The organism is Halobacterium sp. BOL4-2, assembly GCF_016917835.2.
Lineage (GTDB): Archaea > Halobacteriota > Halobacteria > Halobacteriales > Halobacteriaceae > Halobacterium > Halobacterium salinarum.
In genome coordinates, this window is record NZ_CP070332.2 from 138,770 (window position 1) to 155,063 (window position 16,294).

17 protein-coding genes and 1 tRNA gene are annotated in these 16,294 nt (G+C 68.0%); 9 read left to right on the plus strand and 9 right to left on the minus strand.

All coding sequences use genetic code 11. The features are described 5' to 3' along the window. Nucleotides 1-4: 4 nt before the first annotated feature. Entirely contained in the window at nt 5-691 is a 687-nt protein-coding gene (locus tag JRZ79_RS13835) for a TrkA family potassium uptake protein (protein ID WP_205251385.1), read from the plus strand. A 14-nt stretch (nt 692-705) separates the two neighbouring features. On the opposite strand, the gene JRZ79_RS13840 is transcribed toward JRZ79_RS13835, so the two are convergent. The 5 genes from JRZ79_RS13840 to hop form a co-directional block, all read right to left on the minus strand. Continuing rightward, nucleotides 706-1,446: a GNAT family N-acetyltransferase gene (locus JRZ79_RS13840; protein WP_010902086.1), complete on the minus strand. Its 741-nt coding sequence runs from the start codon at nt 1,444-1,446 to the stop codon at nt 706-708. Nucleotides 1,447-1,597: 151 nt separating this feature from the next. Next, nucleotides 1,598-2,188: a 50S ribosomal protein L15e gene (locus JRZ79_RS13845; RefSeq protein ID WP_010902087.1), complete on the minus strand. Its 591-nt coding sequence runs from the start codon at nt 2,186-2,188 to the stop codon at nt 1,598-1,600. A gap of 132 nt (nt 2,189-2,320) precedes the next feature. Further along, nucleotides 2,321-3,301 (minus strand): restriction endonuclease, encoded by a 981-nt coding sequence (locus tag JRZ79_RS13850; protein WP_010902088.1) that lies wholly within the window; start codon nt 3,299-3,301, stop codon nt 2,321-2,323. A 223-nt stretch (nt 3,302-3,524) separates the two neighbouring features. Continuing rightward, on the minus strand, nt 3,525-4,427 hold the full coding sequence (locus JRZ79_RS13855) for an RIO1 family regulatory kinase/ATPase (RefSeq protein ID WP_010902089.1): 903 nt from the start codon (nt 4,425-4,427) through the stop codon (nt 3,525-3,527). 84 nt (nt 4,428-4,511) lie between these two features. Then, the gene (hop, locus tag JRZ79_RS13860) at nt 4,512-5,336 is read right to left on the minus strand and encodes a halorhodopsin (RefSeq protein WP_205252380.1); all 825 of its coding nucleotides are present in this window, start codon (nt 5,334-5,336) and stop codon (nt 4,512-4,514) included. Nucleotides 5,337-5,443: 107 nt separating this feature from the next. Between hop and JRZ79_RS13865 the strand changes: the two genes are divergently transcribed. The 4 genes from JRZ79_RS13865 (at nt 5,444) to JRZ79_RS13880 (ending at nt 9,264) form a co-directional block, all read left to right on the plus strand. Continuing rightward, the gene (locus tag JRZ79_RS13865) at nt 5,444-6,262 is read left to right on the plus strand and encodes a biotin/lipoate A/B protein ligase family protein (RefSeq protein WP_010902091.1); all 819 of its coding nucleotides are present in this window, start codon (nt 5,444-5,446) and stop codon (nt 6,260-6,262) included. A 49-nt stretch (nt 6,263-6,311) separates the two neighbouring features. Beyond that, nucleotides 6,312-7,139, plus strand: coding sequence for a deoxyribonuclease IV (locus tag JRZ79_RS13870; RefSeq protein WP_010902092.1), 828 nt, complete (start codon nt 6,312-6,314; stop codon nt 7,137-7,139). 171 nt (nt 7,140-7,310) lie between these two features. Then, nucleotides 7,311-8,123: a class I SAM-dependent methyltransferase gene (locus tag JRZ79_RS13875; RefSeq protein ID WP_012289114.1), complete on the plus strand. Its 813-nt coding sequence runs from the start codon at nt 7,311-7,313 to the stop codon at nt 8,121-8,123. 49 nt (nt 8,124-8,172) lie between these two features. Continuing rightward, the gene (locus JRZ79_RS13880) at nt 8,173-9,264 is read left to right on the plus strand and encodes an aminopeptidase (RefSeq protein WP_205252381.1); all 1,092 of its coding nucleotides are present in this window, start codon (nt 8,173-8,175) and stop codon (nt 9,262-9,264) included. 30 nt (nt 9,265-9,294) lie between these two features. Here JRZ79_RS13880 and JRZ79_RS13885 read toward each other — a convergent pair whose 3' ends face one another. Further along, nucleotides 9,295-9,942, minus strand: coding sequence for a hypothetical protein (locus JRZ79_RS13885; RefSeq protein ID WP_012289115.1), 648 nt, complete (start codon nt 9,940-9,942; stop codon nt 9,295-9,297). 95 nt (nt 9,943-10,037) lie between these two features. Between JRZ79_RS13885 and JRZ79_RS13890 the strand changes: the two genes are divergently transcribed. From JRZ79_RS13890 to JRZ79_RS13900, 3 genes are all read left to right on the plus strand, one after another. Beyond that, complete coding sequence (locus JRZ79_RS13890; protein WP_205252382.1) at nt 10,038-11,417, plus strand: MFS transporter; 1,380 nt, start codon at nt 10,038-10,040, stop codon at nt 11,415-11,417. Between the two features lie 69 nt (nt 11,418-11,486). Continuing rightward, on the plus strand, nt 11,487-12,926 hold the full coding sequence (locus JRZ79_RS13895; RefSeq protein WP_205252383.1) for an HD domain-containing protein: 1,440 nt from the start codon (nt 11,487-11,489) through the stop codon (nt 12,924-12,926). A 55-nt stretch (nt 12,927-12,981) separates the two neighbouring features. Next, nucleotides 12,982-13,944, plus strand: a complete 963-nt coding sequence (locus tag JRZ79_RS13900) for a TIGR00269 family protein (RefSeq protein WP_010902098.1) — start codon at nt 12,982-12,984, stop codon at nt 13,942-13,944. Nucleotides 13,945-13,982: 38 nt separating this feature from the next. Here JRZ79_RS13900 and ftsZ read toward each other — a convergent pair whose 3' ends face one another. The 3 genes from ftsZ to JRZ79_RS13915 all read right to left on the minus strand — a co-directional run bounded on the left by ftsZ (nt 13,983) and on the right by JRZ79_RS13915 (nt 16,030). After that, a complete protein-coding gene (gene ftsZ / locus JRZ79_RS13905) occupies nt 13,983-15,164 on the minus strand; it encodes a cell division protein FtsZ (protein ID WP_012289116.1) in 1,182 nt (393 codons plus the stop codon). A gap of 2 nt (nt 15,165-15,166) precedes the next feature. Then, on the minus strand, nt 15,167-15,334 hold the full coding sequence (locus JRZ79_RS13910) for a ribbon-helix-helix domain-containing protein (protein ID WP_010902100.1): 168 nt from the start codon (nt 15,332-15,334) through the stop codon (nt 15,167-15,169). Nucleotides 15,335-15,511: 177 nt separating this feature from the next. Beyond that, nucleotides 15,512-16,030: a zinc-ribbon domain-containing protein gene (locus JRZ79_RS13915; RefSeq protein ID WP_205251388.1), complete on the minus strand. Its 519-nt coding sequence runs from the start codon at nt 16,028-16,030 to the stop codon at nt 15,512-15,514. 115 nt (nt 16,031-16,145) lie between these two features. On the opposite strand from JRZ79_RS13915, the gene JRZ79_RS13920 reads away from it, so the two are divergent. Beyond that, nucleotides 16,146-16,219: transfer RNA gene (locus tag JRZ79_RS13920), tRNA-Tyr, on the plus strand. Nucleotides 16,220-16,294 lie beyond the last annotated feature (75 nt).

Below are 16,294 nucleotides of genomic sequence, written 5' to 3' on the forward strand. Positions count from 1 at the left end.
TCGCATGTATCTCATCATCGTGGGTGCCGGCGACATCGGCACTCCGCTCATCGACGTCGCCACCCGGTCGGGCAACGAGGTCGCAGTCATCGAGCGCGACGACAGCCGCGCCGCCCGGGCGGCAGACGACTACGACTGCCTCGTGTTGCACGACGACGCCACGATCAAAGACACGCTGGCCGACGCCGGCGCCGGGCGCGCCGACGCCATCATCTCCACCACCGACCAGGACGCCACCAACATCATGGTGTGCCTGCTGGCCGCGGAGTTCGACATCCCCGCGATCCTCTCGGTGGTCCACAACCCCGAACACATGGGGGTCTTCGAGCGCATCGGCGTGAGCACGATGGAAAACCCCCAGCAGCTCATCGCCGAATACCTCTACCGGGCCGTGACGCGTCCCGCGATCGTCGATTACATGCGCATCGGCGACCACGCCGAGGTCTTCGAGATCAGCGTCACCGACTCGGCACCCGTCGCCGGCGCGACCCTCCAGGAGGCCGCGAACACGGGCGCGCTCCCCGACGACGTGCTGGTCGTTGCCATCGAGCGCGACGGTGACGGCGACCCCATCACGCCCCGCGGGGACACCGTCATTCAGGCCGGCGACCTCCTCACGGTGTACTCCGGGGTGGGCGCGAACCCGTCGGTCACGGATGCCTTTGGACACAACGAGGACGCCACCGGATAGCCCCGGGCGCGTGGCTACAGCCGGTAGGCCATCATCACCTCGTCGACGTACGCCTCGTCAAGCTGGTAGTGGTCGGCGCGGCGGGCTTCGCGCTCCCAGCCACGGGATTCGAGGAACCCGATGGCGGCGTCGTTCGTCGCCGGCACGCTGTTGTAGAGTTTCTCGTAGCCCCGGCTGGCGGCCCATTCCAGCCCACGCTCCAGCAGGTAGCCGCCGATCCCGTGGCCTTGGTGGGCGTCGATCACGCCGACGGTGAGGGTGGCGGTGTGTGCGAGCTTCGCCAGCTCGGAGCCGACCAGGTGCACCCACCCAACGACCGCCTCGTCGACGGTCGCGACGAAGAACATGCGCTCTTCGACGTCGTTGTGCCGCAACAACACTTCCTCGTGGTCGACGATGTCGGCGACGGATTCGGCCTCGATGTACGTGCGGTCGTCGGCGACCTGCCGTATCGCCCCAACGAGCCCGGACAGATCCCCCTGTCGCGCCGGGCGAACGACCACCTCGATGCCGTCGCTGCGGTGGGTCTCGGCCGCCACGTCGGCGTCGAAGGCGACGGTGACGGCCTCGTCGTCCACGCGCAGGAACCCGTCCCGCTGGAGGATGGCGACGTGGTGGCGGATGCCCCGCGGGGACAACGGCATCGCCGCTTCGAGGTCGTCGTACGTGCACTCGCCGTGGCGCTCGACGTAGTTGTAGAGGCGCTTCTGGTCGTCGTGGTCGAACGCGAGCTCCGTCTCGGCGGTGTCGCTCATACGTTCGTGTACGCAGTCCGACCACTTAGTGGTTTGTCGTGTCTTCACATGGCATGCCCGGTGGCTGGGACACGGCCACGTTCCGTACTCACGCCGCGGGACCGCGACTGCTGGCCCGCGACACACCGCAGAAATCGGCCGCCCGCTCGCGCTACGACTTGTTGCGCTTGTCGGCGTTCGTCGACGGGCGCAGGCCCTCGGTGCCCTTGCCGCGGTTCTGGAGGCCACGCGCGCGCCGTCCCGCGCTCGTCTTCCCACGGAACACGCGGTTCTTGTGGCTGTCGTCGCAGATCCAGTTCAGATCGTCGTCGTTCTGGATCGCGCCGTGCTCCGGGTCCAGGAGGATCGCTTCGAACCACTTCTGGGAGCCGTCCTCACCGACCCAGTAGGAGTTCAGCGTCCGGAGGTTCACGTACTTCCGGCTGGCGCGCTCCTCGGCGATGCGCTGGAGGTTCTTCGCGCGACCGATGCGGTTGACGCCCTGGCGCTTCGTGCGGCGACCCGCCTTGAACCGGGACTTCCGGGCGGTCCCCTTGCGCACGCTCACGCGCACCACGACGACGCCCTGCTTGGCCTTGTAGCCCAGCTCGCGGGCCTTGTCGAGGCGCGTCGGGCGGTCGACCCGTTCGATCGCGCCCTCCTTGCGCCAGTCCTGCTTGCGCTGCCACTGCAGCTCGGCGAGCTTCCCGTCGTCGGGATCCTCCCACGCTTCCTTGATGTGCGAATAGAAACTTCGTGCCATTGTTCTGTGTCCGCGGGCGTTGTGTGGTTCAATTCCCGGCGCGCCGAGAATCACATCCCGGCCCGACGCGTCGTCAGGCGCCCGCTGGAGCCCGCCACCAGCGAGTTACTGTTCGGTACTCCACCGGCGGGGTTAAGAACTTCGGAACGACGCCACGTCCGTGCTGAGATCGTCGGCACGCTGGAAGCGCAGCCCCGGCCCGCCGTACCGCTCAACCAGCGTCGCTCCGTCGAAGTCGGCGGGCGCCTGGAACACCACGATCCCACGCGCCGTGCCGTTCGCCGGCACCTGCTTGGGGAGCTGTGCCGCCCGGAACGCCGTGGACGCGTTGGTGAACGACTGCGGCGACCGGAACGTCCCGTTGGCCGCGAGCGCCACCGTCTCGTCTCGGATCGTCACGGGCTCGCTGCCGGTCGCCGTCGCTTCGAAGGCCACCACCACGAACGTCTGGCCCGCCGGCGCGGTGTAGTTCCTGATCTCACCCCGGGGTTGTGCCGTCCACCGCACCGTCGCCGTCGGGGCGTCCGCGTCGGACAACGACAGCGCCGTGATCGGCTGCCCGCTCGCCGAGCCGGCCCGCAACTCGTCGACGAACGGCACCGACCCGAGCAGCGTCGGCCCCACGAACACCGCCGCCGCCACGACCAGGGCCGCCACCAGGATCGGGATCACCGGCACCCCGGTCGGCACCGACACCGGCAGCGACGGCAAGCGACCGCCCCCACCGCCGCCACCGCCCGTGTACTCCGTCACCATCTCTTCGACGCCCTCCTCGCGCACCGAGTTCGCCAACTCGTTCGGGTCGAGGAGGTGGATGTCCTCGGAGTCGGCGGCCGTCCGCGCGCCCGTCGTGAACCGCCCCAGCGTCGCCATCACCCGGACGTCGACGCCCTGCTTGTCGCAGAACGCGAGGAAATCCTCGACCTCCGAGGCGTCGACTTCCGTTCCGTCGTCCGGGCGCACGCCCATGAGCCCGCGCGTCCCCGAGTCCTTGTCCCCGGCCACCAGGTACGTGCCGTCGTCGTTTTCGGTCACCGACGTCTCCCAGCCCTTCTCCGCCCAGAACGCGGCCAGGAACTCGGGGAACGCCGACGCCTGCATCTCATCGAACATTACGATGCCTCCATGCCTGCGTTGGTGGTCCAGCCACGCCCGCTTGCTGTCTCGGTGTCGCCACCGCACCCGGCCCGCCGCGTCGTGGCTGCTGGCCCAATTCGGTCCATGAGTGAAACTCCGCGTTGGAACGCCGTTGCCGCGCCCGCGGTATAAATACGCGGGTGTCTGTCGGTCACACGTCACGTCCCGCGCCGCACCCGGCGGTGGTGGGCGCTCGCGTTCAGTGCTCGGTGACCGACGCGAACGCGTCGTCGGCGACCGCCCCAACGACGGCGTCGTGGTCGACTGCCGGCACGTCACTGGGGTATTTCTGGCGGAAATACTGGACGATGTTCTCCACGTCCCGCGCCAGCAACTCGCGGGCGTTCTCGTGGTCGGTCGGCGTCGCCTGGGGCCAATCGAACAACACGACGCCGTCCGAATCCACGAACACGTTGTACTCGCTGACGTCGGCGTGGACGTACCCCTCGCGGTACGCCGCCGCGACCTCCCGCAGGATCAGATCCAACACGCCGCTCGCCTGCTCGGGGTTCAGCTTCGCGTTCGACAGCTCGGTGCCGCTGACCTTCTCCATCACGATGGCGTGGCGGTTGTGATCGACCGGCCGCGGCACGTTCACGGTCGGGTACAGCGCCTCCAAGGCGTCGTACTCGCGCTCGGCGGCCTTCCGTGCGGTGTACTGCCACGACGTGTGTTCTTTCTCGCTGGTGTAATCCCGGCCCCGGTGGACCTCCCGGAACTGCGTGTACCCCTCGCGGTGGAACTTCAGCGCCATCGGCCGAAACGACTGCACCTCGTAGACGTCGCTCTCCTTGCCGACGCCGAGGGGCGCGCCGAACCCCTCGACGCTGTCCCGCTCGGCGAACGTGTGCAACGCCAGCACGTCGTAGCCCGCGAACGTGAGCTGGACGCCCTCGTACTGGATGGTCTTCCGTTCGAGGAACTCCCGGTCGAGCATCCGGTCGAGCCGGTAGTCGACCTCCTGGGGCGTGAGTCGCGAGAACTCCGGCAGCTTCTCGCGGCTCACCCACTCCGAGAACCGCATCCCGTGCTCGACGCCCGACAGCAGGTGGAAGTCCTCCGGGTCGAGGGCAGCGATCTCGTCGGCGACGTTCCGCACCATTCACTCACGCGTAGTCGGCCACCGGGTATAAGCCTCCTGAAGCGCACAGCCGCCGCGATCAGCCGGCCGCCGTCCTGGCGGCGCTCAGTCGTCGCTTGACATGGTGCCAAGCGTCTGGCCGGCGACCGCCACGGTCCGCTCGTTGTTCGCCACCCACCGCAACAGGATGAACGCGAAGACGTACTTCGCGAAGACGTCAAGCACCGAGTACGCCCAGGACGTGACTCCCACGGACTGCACGAGCGCCAGCCCCTCCACGCCGACCGCCCACACGATGGGGTATCCGAGCCAGAGCACCACCGTGAGCACGCGCAGCGTGTCGAAGATCTCCGCGGTGCCGGCGCTCGACGCCGACGCCGCCCAGTCGGTCACTAGGGCGGACAACACCACCACGAAGAACGCGCAACTGATCGCGTAAAACGCCCACCGGAAGAGCAGCGCCGACGTGGTCATCGCCGCCGCCAACCCCGTCACGCACATCCCGATGTCGGCCGCGATCACGGTAAACAGGCTGCCGAGATCGACGTCCGCCAGCAGCCCCAGCGCCAGCAGTATCATCGGCGTCGACAGCGCCCACGTGAGATACCGCCCCCACTGACTGCGCACCATCTCGCCGGCCAGCGCGTGCCCGGCGGGCATCTCGATCATCCCCACGGTGAGCCCCGACAGCAGCCCGAGGTAGCTGGAGATCGACACCAGCGGGATCATCAGCGTCGCCCCCCAGATGAGCCGCGGTCGTCCCGGTCTGATGGTGCGTCCCATATACACGAACACGAGGATCGCGATCCCCGCGAGCGCGACGTTCACCCACAGCGACGAACTCAACAGCGCGTTCTCGCGGACCGCGGCCGCCGATTGCGCGTCCAGCACCCCCGCATCGACCACACCGGGTACACTCGTGATTGACATGTGTTCGGAAGGACACGGCACGCCATTAAATAACCTCCCCCAACTCACGAGACGCCCCGGCCCCAGGGTGACGAACCGCTTTTCTTGCTCCCCCGGAAAGCACGCGCATGGACTTGGCCGACCGCGACTGGCGGTTGATTCGCGAGGACACCCGCCCCGGGCCGATGCAGATGGCCCTCGACGAGATCGCCGCCCAGACGGCCGCCGACGGCGGCCCCCGTACGGTCCGCGTCTACACCTGGACGCCGGACACGCTCTCGATGGGGTACCGCCAGGCCACCGACTCCGTCGACTGGGCGGCCGCCGCGGACGCCGGCATCGACGTGACGCGCCGCCAGACCGGCGGCGGCGGCATCTACCACGACGCACACGCCGACATCTCTTACTCCATCGTCGCGCCCGCCGACGAACTCCCCGGGGACCTCATGGACACCTACGAGCTCCTCTGTACCCCCGTCTTTGACGCCTTCGACCGGCTCGGCATCGACGCCCGGTTCACCGACACCGAACAGCCGGCGCTCCACCAGCCGGCCTGTTACCTCCGCGCACTCAACCCCGCCCACGACATCGTCGCCGGCGATCCCGGCCGCAAGATCAGCGGGAACGCCCAGTACCGCCGGGCGGACGCGGTCATCCAGCACGGCTCGCTCAGCTTCGCGCTCGACGCCGAGCGCCACCTCTCGGTGTTCTCGGACCCCGACACCACGCCCGCGGCGTTCCGCGAGCACGTGACCACGATCGAAGCCCAGGCCGGCGTCGACCGGGCCGACGCAGTCACGGCCGTCGAGCGGGCGCTCGGCGAGTGGGCGGACGCCGACGAGGGGGAGTGGACCGACGCGGAACTGGCGCGCGCCCGGGACCTCGCCGCCGAGAAGTACGCCGCCGACGCGTGGGTGCGGGATCGAACCGCGCCCGGCGACGCATAACCCCACCGTCTCCGAAGCCGCTAAGTCCGGGCGGCGGCAGACTACGTGTATGCGCGTCGGTGCACACGTCTCCATCGCGGGTGGTGTTGATAACGCCGTCACGAACGAGCTCGACGTCGGCGGGAACTGCGGGCAGATCTTCACGCACTCCCCGCAGGTCTGGCAGGACCCGAACATCGGTGCCGACGAAGCGGCGGCGTTCCGCGAGGGCACCGCGGCGGACCTCGATGGCCCCTGGGTCATCCACTCGTCGTATCTCGTGAACCTCTGCACGCCCAAAGACGACCTCCGCGCGAAATCCATCGACAGCATGCAGGCGGAGGTCGATGCCGCACACACACTCGGCATCCCATACGTCAACGTCCACCTCGGCGCACACACGGGCGCCGGCGTGGACGACGGTCTCGACAACGCCGCGTCCGCCCTCGACGAGCTCGACATCCCCGACGACGTGACCGTCCTCATCGAGAGCGACGCCGGCTCCGGCACGAAGCTCGGCGGTGACTTCGAGCACCTCCACGAGGTGTTGACTCGCTCCGACCAGGACCTCGACGTCTGCATCGACACCGCCCACGCCTTCGCCGCGGGCTACGACCTCTCCACCGAGGCGGCGGTCAACGACACCCTCGCGGCGTTCGACGACGTGGTCGGCCTCGACCACCTGCAGTACGTCCATCTCAACGACTCCAAGCACGCCTGCGGCACGAACAAGGACGAACACGCCCACATCGGCGAGGGACACATCGGCGAGGCGGGCATGCGCGCGTTCATCAACCACGACGCCATCGCCGACGTTCCGCTGGTGCTGGAGACACCCCACGAGGACGGCAGAGGCTTCGCGTGGAACATCGACCGCGTCCGCGACCTCCGGGCGTAACCCAGTCGGTCAAACCCGCGTTTCAGTCTCAGCCGGAACTAAGTCATCGTGGGTCGTTGGATCAGGTGCGTCCGCCTGCCATCCCCCACTCCCGGCCGGTCCCGTCTTCCGGGAGTGCGCGGCGGACGATGACCCGTCAGTTTTTCGCCGCCACACGACATCGGGGCGAGCGTGCGCGAGTTCAGCGCCGACTACCTCACCGAGACGCGCCGCGGCATGTGGCGTGACCGCGACGCGCTCGCCGACCTGCGCCTGTCCGACCGCTCACGCATCCTCGATGTCGGTGCGGGCACCGGCGAGTTCGCGCGCGTCCTGGCCGCCGAGTCGTCAGCGCCGGTGGTCGCCCTGGACGCCGACACCACGCTGCTGGGGCACACGGCCGACGGTGCCGCCCACCGGGTCGCCGGCGACGCCACCCGGCTGCCGGTCCGTGACGACGCCTGCGACCTCGTTGCCTGCCAGGCGCTGCTGATCAACCTCCCGGAGCCGGCGGCCGCCGTCGAGGAGTTCGCGCGCGTCTCCTCGGAGCTGGTCGCCGTCATCGAACCCGACAACAGCGCCGTCACCGTGGCGTCGACGGTCGCGGCGGAGTCAGCGCTGTCGGCGCGCGCCCGCGAGTTCTACGTCGACGGCGTCCACACGGATGTCACGCTCGGCGCGGACGCCGCCGACGTGCTGGCCGACGCCGGCCTCCGGGACGTGTCCACGACGCGCCACGAACACGTGCGCGTCACCGAGCCGCCCTACGACGACGGCGACCTGGACGCGGCCGCCCGGAAGGCCACCGCCGACCGGCTGGCCGACCAGCGCCCCGAGCTCGCCGCCGGCGGGCTTGCCGACAGCGCCTACGACGAGCTGCGGGCGGCGTGGCGCGAGATGGGCCGCGATGTCGTGGCCCAGATGCAGGCCGGCGAGTACGTCCGACGGGAAACCGTGCCGTTCTACGTGACCGTTGGCCGCCTTCCCGACGACGACACCGCGTAGCCGTCGGGCTTCCGAAAGCACTACCTTGCGGGCCAGCATCGCCGGGCGCATGGACACACGAGTGCGCCGCCACGCCGAGGTGCTCGTCGACCAGTGCGCGGACGTGCGCCGCGGCGACATGGTGACGATCAGGGCGAGCCGGCAGGCCGAGGCGCTGGTCGTCGCGCTCTACGAGGCGCTCGGCCAGCGGGGCGCCCGGCCGTCGCTGTCGTGGTCGCTCCCGCGGGCCACCAGGGCGTACGCGCGAGCGATGGACGAAGCCGACTACACGACCAAAGACCACGAGCTCGCCGCCATGGAGGAGACCGACGTGGTGTTCCTGATCGGCGGCGGCCCGAACGCGTTCGAAACCAGCGACGTCCCCCCAGAGATGTCGCAGGCGGGCAGCCGCGCCCACAAACCGATCTCCGAGCAGCGACTGGACACGCGGTGGGTCATCACCACGCACCCCACTGCCGCGGGGGCCCAGCGGGCCGGGATGAGCACGGCGGCCTACGAGGAGTTCGTCTACGACGCCGTGAACAAGGACTGGGCCGCGCAAAGCGAGTTCCAGTCCCAACTGGTGGAGATCCTCGACCCCGCTGAGACGGTGCACATCGTCTCCGGAGACACCACCGACATCACGATGCGCGTCGACGGAATGCGAGCGTGCAACGACGACGGCGACCACAACATGCCCGCGGGCGAGGTGTTCACCGCCCCCGTTCCGGACTCCGTGGCGGGCGAGGTGTACTTCGACAAGCCGCTGATGCGCCAGGGCAACGAGATTCGGGGCGCAGCGCTGACCTTCGAGGACGGTGACGTCGTGTCGTTCAGCGCCGAGCAAAACGAGGACGTGCTTGCGGGCATCCTGAACACTGATGCGGGCGCGCGGCGGCTGGGCGAGCTGGGGATCGGGATGAACCGCGGCATCGACCGGTTCACGTACAACATGCTGTTCGACGAGAAGATGGGTGACACCGTTCACCTCGCCGTCGGCGCCGCGATCGACGAGTGTGTGCCCGAAGACTGCGAGTTCAACGACTCCGCGGTCCACACGGACATGATCGTCGACATGAGCGAGGACTCGTTCATCGAGATCGACGGCGAGATCGTCCAGCGCAACGGCACGTTCGTCTTCGAGGACGGCTTCGAGGCATAAGCGGACGTGTCAGTGCCGGCCCCCCGGCGCTCACACCACGTCGCCGCGCACCGTCGCGCCCGTCGCGCGATCCCGGCGCGCGTCCACCGCGTCGGCGGCGAGTTCGGCGTCCGCCTCGTCAGCGCCCAGCATCTCCAGGGCCTCCGCGAGCGTCGGGAAGACGAGCTCGCCGGCCCGGAGCTTCGCCATGGCGTCGGTGCCGCGGCGTCCGTCGGCGTACACGCACACTCCCCTGGGATCGAGGACGTGCTCGTAGGTCTCGGTGGCCAGCGCGCCCTCCAGGCGTTGCGTGACGTTGTCCTCGAAGCCGGCGTTGCAGACCTCCAGGTGGATGGGTTCGTCGTCGCCCACGAGGTGCGCACCGAGACAGCGCTCGGGCGCGACGTGCCCGCTGTCGTTTGCGCGCACGTGCTCGGGGTGGGCGTCCGCCCAGGACGCCCGCACCGTCTTCCCGACGCCCGCCACCCCGTACTCGCGCTCGAACTCGTCGGCGCGGTCGGCGTCGTCGCCCCGCAACAACACGTCTTTCGTGAGGTAGACGTCGAGCCTGTCGACGGGATCGAGCCCGAGCGCCACGTCGCCGTACGCCCACACTTCTCGGACGGGCACGGGCATCTCCTCGTCGATAACCGTATCGAGCAGTGCCTCGACGCGGTCGACGGCGGCCTCGCGGTCCATGCCCTGGATACCCGTCGCGCGTGAAAAACCGTTCCGGGACGCCGACTGCCGCCCACACCCCGGGAGTTTCGTGGGTGGCGCGCCTGCCATCGCGTATGTCCGACGACACCACCACCGACGGCGTCGACGCCCTCGACTCCTATCGCCAGTTCTTCGCGCTACAGCCCGACGTGCTCGTGTTGTCGGCGGCGATGCTGGTGTTCAGCCTCGCCTTCCAGATGACCACCCGGTACGTCCCCGAGTACATCTACACGCTCGGCGCTGGCGGCGCGATCGTCGGCCTCTACGGCAGCCTCGGCAACCTCATCTCGGCGGTCTACCCCTACCCGGGTGGCGCGCTCTCGGACCGCGTGGGCTCTCGCGTCGCGCTCACCGGCTTCGCCGTCGTCACCACCGCCGGCTTCCTGGTGTGGGCGGCCGCCCCGTCGCTGCCCGGCGTCGTCGTCCCCGAGATCGCACTGGGGCCACTGGATCTCGGTGGCTGGGCGGTCGGCGCGTGGCTGTGGGTGTTCGTCGGGCTCTTTCTCACCCAGGCCTGGAAGTCGTTCGGGCTCGGCGCGACGTTCGCCATCGTGAAACAAGCCACCGATCCAAGCAGGCTCGCCATGGGGTTCGCGAGCACGGAAATCTTCCGCCGGGTGGGGTTCCTGCTCGGCCCCGCCATCGCCGCCGCCGTGCTCGCCGCCACCGAGTTCCAGGTCGGCTTCCGGTACGTTCTCCTGCTCGCGGCCGGGTTTGCGGCCGTCGCCACGGTCGCCCAGCAGTACCTCTACGACGCGTCCGAGGACACCGTCGGCGACTCCTTCGAGGGGCTCGACACCATCCGAGCGGATCTGGCGGCGATGCCGGAGACCCTGCGCCCGCTGCTGATCGCGGACACCCTGATCCGGTTCGCGAACGGACTGGTCTACGTCTTCTTCGTCGTCGTCGTTACACGATACCTGGGCGTCGGATTCAGGGGCTTCGGCGTCTCACTCTCCCCGGAAGCCTTTTTCGGCGTTCTGCTCGCCGTCGAGATGGTCGTCGCCATCCTCACGAAGGTCCCCGTCTCGAAGCTCGCCGAACGCACCGGCCTGAAGCCCGTTGTCGGCCTCGGCTTCCTCGTGTACGCGGTGTTCCCCGTGTTGCTCATCAACGCGCCCGCCGACCAGTGGGTTCTCGTCGCGCTGTTCGCGTTCTCCGGGCTGCGGTTCGCCGGCCTCCCCGCGCACAAGGCACTCATCGTCGGGCCCGCCGAACAGGACGCCGGCGGTCGCATCACCGGGACCTACTATCTCGTCCGGAACACGATCGTCATCCCGAGTGCGGCCGTCGGCGGCCTGCTGTACGGCGGCGACTGGGCGGTCGCGCTCCCAGTCGGCGACGCCTCGGTGGCTGCCGGCCCCGAACTCTCGTTCACGCTCGCGACAGTGATCGGGCTGCTCGGCGTCGCGTACTTCGCCGTGTTCGGCCGCGAGTTCGACGCCTACGCCTGAACCGAAACACGGACGCGCCTGCCCGCCGTTGGTCCAATACTCTCTCAGCGGGCCACCCGCTCTGTCACCATGCCACCCACGCAACTCAAAGACCCAGTCCACGGCTACATCGAACTGGACGCCGCCCTCGTCGATGGGCTCATCGACCGCAAACCGTTCCAGCGGCTGCGCCACGTCCGGCAGTTGTCCGCGACCACCCTCGTCTATCCGGGCGCAAACCACACCCGCTTCGAGCACTCGCTGGGCGTCTACCACCTCGCAAAAACCGTCTTCGAGAACCTCCGCACACAACCGTACTTCCACCAGGACGCCACCACCACCGAACTCGACGCCATCCAGCGCACGCTCGAGTGTGCTGCCCTCCTCCACGACGTCGGCCACCCGCCGTTCTCCCACCTCGGCGAGCGCTACCTCGACCGCAGCGCCATCCTCGATCGCCTCGCCGACCACGGCCTCCACGCGACGTTCGCGGACGCCGGCGTCGGGAACGCGCCGCTGCGGGAAGCCAGCCCCCACGAACTGTTCGGCTGCCTGTTCGTCTGCCGGGAGTTCGCCGACGCCATCACGGCCATGGATGTCGACCCGCACGCAGTGTGCGCGCACATCCTCGGGTACAGCCTGGCCTACGAGCGCGGCGGGCGCTGGCAACACGGCGTCGCCGCCCAGATCCTCCACAGCCCCATCGACGTCGACCGCCTCGACTACATCACGCGGGACAACCAGATGACCGGCGCGGACGTGCTGAGCTTCGACACCGCCCGCATGGTCGCCTCCTACACCGCCCACCCCGACGAGGGGCTGGCGCTGTCGGACAAAGCCCTCTCGACCATCGGGAACTACCTCGAAGGCCGGATCGCCCTCTACATGTGGGTGACCCAACACCACAAGTCGGTGTTCGCCCACGCGCTCCTCCGGGAACTCCTGGCAGCGCTCGCGGCGATGCGGGACACCCCACCGATCACCATCGACGCCGTGCTCGATCGCGGCATCGACGACAACACCATCCTCGAACGCCTCCGGGTCGCCGCCCACGACAACCCCGACTCGACGCTTGCCACGCTGTACGAGCGGTTTCGCAGCCGCGAGTTCCCCGAGACCTGCTGGAAACACCGGGTCGCGTACGCCGCCCGCGTGGACGTCGGCGACACCACGGCGTCGGCCTCCGCGCCCGCCGACGACCCTCCACGTGCCACGGACGCCGACATCGACGCGTTCAGTGACTGGCTCACCGGGAACGCCGACCGCCTCGAACCCCGCCTCGCGGACGCCCTCGGGGTGCCGGTCCACGAAGTCTGGATCGAACACTCCTACGTCCCCGAATACGAGCCACAAGCCCTCGAAGACATCCCCATCGCCTACGGCGGCACCACGCGATCGGTCGGCGACTGGGGGCTGTACGGGGATCGCGCGTTCGACTCCCCCATCCCCTTCGTTTTCGTCCCCCACGGCGTCGAAACGCAGGCGATCACCACGCTGTCGGCGTGGTTCCACGCCGAGTCGACGGCCTGACTGCGACACCGGCCGTCCGAAACCGTGAAACAACGGCCGCCGCTACCCCGCACCGATGGACTGCACGAAGTGCGACCGCGACGCGGTGATGCACGCGGCGTACTCAGGCGCGCACCTCTGTGAGCCACACTTCCTCGACAGCGTCGAGCGCCGGGTGCGTCGCCGCATCCGCACCGACAACATGCTCTCCCCGGACACCACTCCCGACGACCCCGAGACGTGGGTGATCGGGCTTTCGGGCGGCAAGGACAGCGCGGTGCTCACGGACCTCATCGAGGAGACGTTCCGCGACGACCCCCGCGTCGAGCTGATCGCGCTCACGATCCACGAGGGCATCGCGGGCTACCGCGACGAGAGCCTCGACGCCTGTACGACGCTGGCCGCCGACCGCGACATCCGCCACGAGCTCGTCACCTACCGCGAGGAGTTCGACGTCGCCATGGACGACGTGGCCGACGACGACCCCCTCGACATGGCGCCCTGTGCGTACTGTGGGGTCTTCCGCCGGGACCTCCTCGCGAAATACGCCGACGAGTACGACGCGGACAAACTCCTCACCGGCCACAACCTCGACGACGAAGCCGAAACCGCGCTCATGAACATCCTCGAAGGCAACGTCACACAGATCGCCACCCACTTCGACGCCAGCCTCGGCTCCTTCGACGACCGTGCGGAACTCGACGCCATGATCCCGCGCGCGAAACCCCTCCGAGATATCCCGGAAAAAGAGGTGGCGCTGTACGCCCAGCTGCGGGACCTCCCCGTGCACATGGCGGAATGCCCACACGCCAGTGAGTCCTTCCGCAGCGACCTCCAGGAGGTCCTCCTCGAACTCGAAGACCGCCGCCCCGGCACCCGTCACTCGATCATGGCCGGCTACGAGGAACTCGCCGGCATCGCTGCCGACGAATACAACACTGACGACGCTGACGTCGGCGAGTGCAGCGACTGTGGCGCGCCGACCACCCGCGATCGCTGCCGGAAATGCACGCTCGTCGACGCCGTCACGTCCGTCTGACACGCGGAAAAAGGATCAGCCGACGGCCCCACGGTCCGTTATCGGATGACGTCGAGGCCGTTTTCCTGCTCGACTTCGTCCTGGCCGCCGTCCGAGTGTGCGCCACCGAACCCGCCGGCTCCGGCGTCGTCGGCCGCGCGCTGCTTGGAGTCGACGTCCTGCAGCTCGCGGCGGGACTTGTCCGCCTGCTTCTGCGTGCTCGGGCCGAGCACCTGCGCGGACTGCACGCCGGTCATGATCGCCATGACGCGCACCTTGCCCTTGTAGCTCTCCTGGATCCGTGCCCCCCAGATGACGTTCGCGCTCGCGTCCAACCGCTCGGTGATGTTGTCCGCGATACCCTCGGCCTCCTTCAGCGTGAGGTCCGGCCCACCAGTGATGTGGACGAGGCCGCCGCTGGCACCCCGGTAATCGACGTCCAACAGCGGGTGGTTCATCGCGTCTTTGACGACCTCGTTGGTCTTGTTTTTGTCCTGGGTCTCCCCGACGAGCATCACCGCGACGCCGCCCTGGTTCATGATCGCAGTCATGTCGGCGTAGTCGAGGTTGATGAGGCTGGGTTGGGTGATCGTCTCGCTGATCCCCTTGACGGTTTCCGCGATGATCTGGTCCATCACGGAGAACGCCTTCCCGATCGGGAGGTTCGGGACGTAATCCAGCAGCCGGTTGTTGTCGAGGACGATAATCGAGTCGGCTTTCTCGCGCAGCTTCTCCAAGCCTTCCTCGGCTTTGACCGTGCGAGCGCGCTCGACGTTGAACGGCGTCGACACCATCCCAACGACGATTGCGCCCTGCTCTTTGGCGATCTTCGAGACGACCGGCGCTGCACCGGTCCCCGTGCCACCGCCCATGCCGGCGGTGACGAACACCAAGTCCGCGTCCCCGAGCACCTCTTTGATCGTTCCCTGGGCCATCTCGGTGGCGCGCTCGCCCATCGAGGGGTCGCCACCCGCACCGAGGCCGTTGGTCAGGGACTTGCCGACGAGGATCTTCGTGTCGGCTTTGATCATCTTCAGGTGCTGTTTGTCAGTGTTGATCGCTACCGTGTCCGCGCCTTCGACGCCGATGTTGTACAGTCGGTTGACCGTATTGTTGCCTGCGCCGCCACAACCGACGATGACGATCCGGGGGTCTCCGAACTCGTCACCATCGCCGTCGCCATCCATTTCGCGCTGTTCCGCCTCGGCGTTGTCAAGTGCGTCCTGGACGATATCTTGCATGGTTAAACTTTCGCCCAGCTCTTTGCACCAGTCTTGTCGGTGTGTTCATCAATCATCTCTCGAACAGCGGAGCGAATCGCCTCGCTCCGATTAGGGAACTTCCCGCGTTCGACCATCTGTTCCACCTCGTCGATCTGTTGTTCCGGAATCCGGAGTGTCACACGCTCCATTGTTGTATCCCCGTGTTGGTAAGACGGACCCGGTTTCCCGTCTCCGTGTCTTACACGGCCGTTCTGACGCCAAGGGGCAGCGCAGTCCGGTGGTTCTGTGTAAGACGACCGTCTCACGTACGAGAACACACAGGAGCTTAGAATAAATAATTAACGGCGGTGTAAACAGATGTCTTACTATGCGCTGTCGAGGGCGTCCCCGGACACCGTTCGGCGGCCACACCGCGGACAGAACGCCCAGTCCGCCCGGATCTCGTCGCCGCACTCGCAGAACACGCGATGCGTCGCCTTCCCACCGCAGTTCGGACAGTAGACGTGGTCGGCTGACAGCTCCGCCCCGCACTGACTGCACACGCTCTCGTCGCCCGTCGCCGATGTGTCGGCGTGCTCCGCGTCGGTCTCGCCGTCGTCACCGGGTTCCTCGGCGTCCGCGCGCCCCCCGCTGGCCGGGGTCGTTCGCACCTCCTCAACCGCCGACGGGGACGACACGCGAATCGTGACGTTTACGTCCTTTTGCGCGTCGGTCGCAGCCCCACGCACCGGCGTGTTTACGCCCTCTACGGGGACGTCGTCGGCCGCAGCGTGAGTGGTGAGGTACGCACGGAGCGCGTTGCGCATCACCTCGCTTTTCGAGGCGTCGAGGTCTTCGACCGCGGCAACGAGGTCGTCGTCCGCGCGGAACGTGACTTTCGACATTGCAACTAGCTACATCACTGAACGGTTCCGGGATAAGCTTTGGGCATGGGGGCGGCATCCACCCACCGCGAATGACAACCCTTAAATTTCGGCCACAGCCTACATACGAGTGCGTCCGCCCTTAGCTCAGACTGGTAGAGCAGTCGACTGTAGATCGACTTGCCCCCCGTTCAAATCGGGGAGGGCGGATTTTCTCACCCTGATTTCCAGATTCACAGGATAACGCCCCGATTCGGCGCTATACTGCCCCGAAAACGCCTCGGG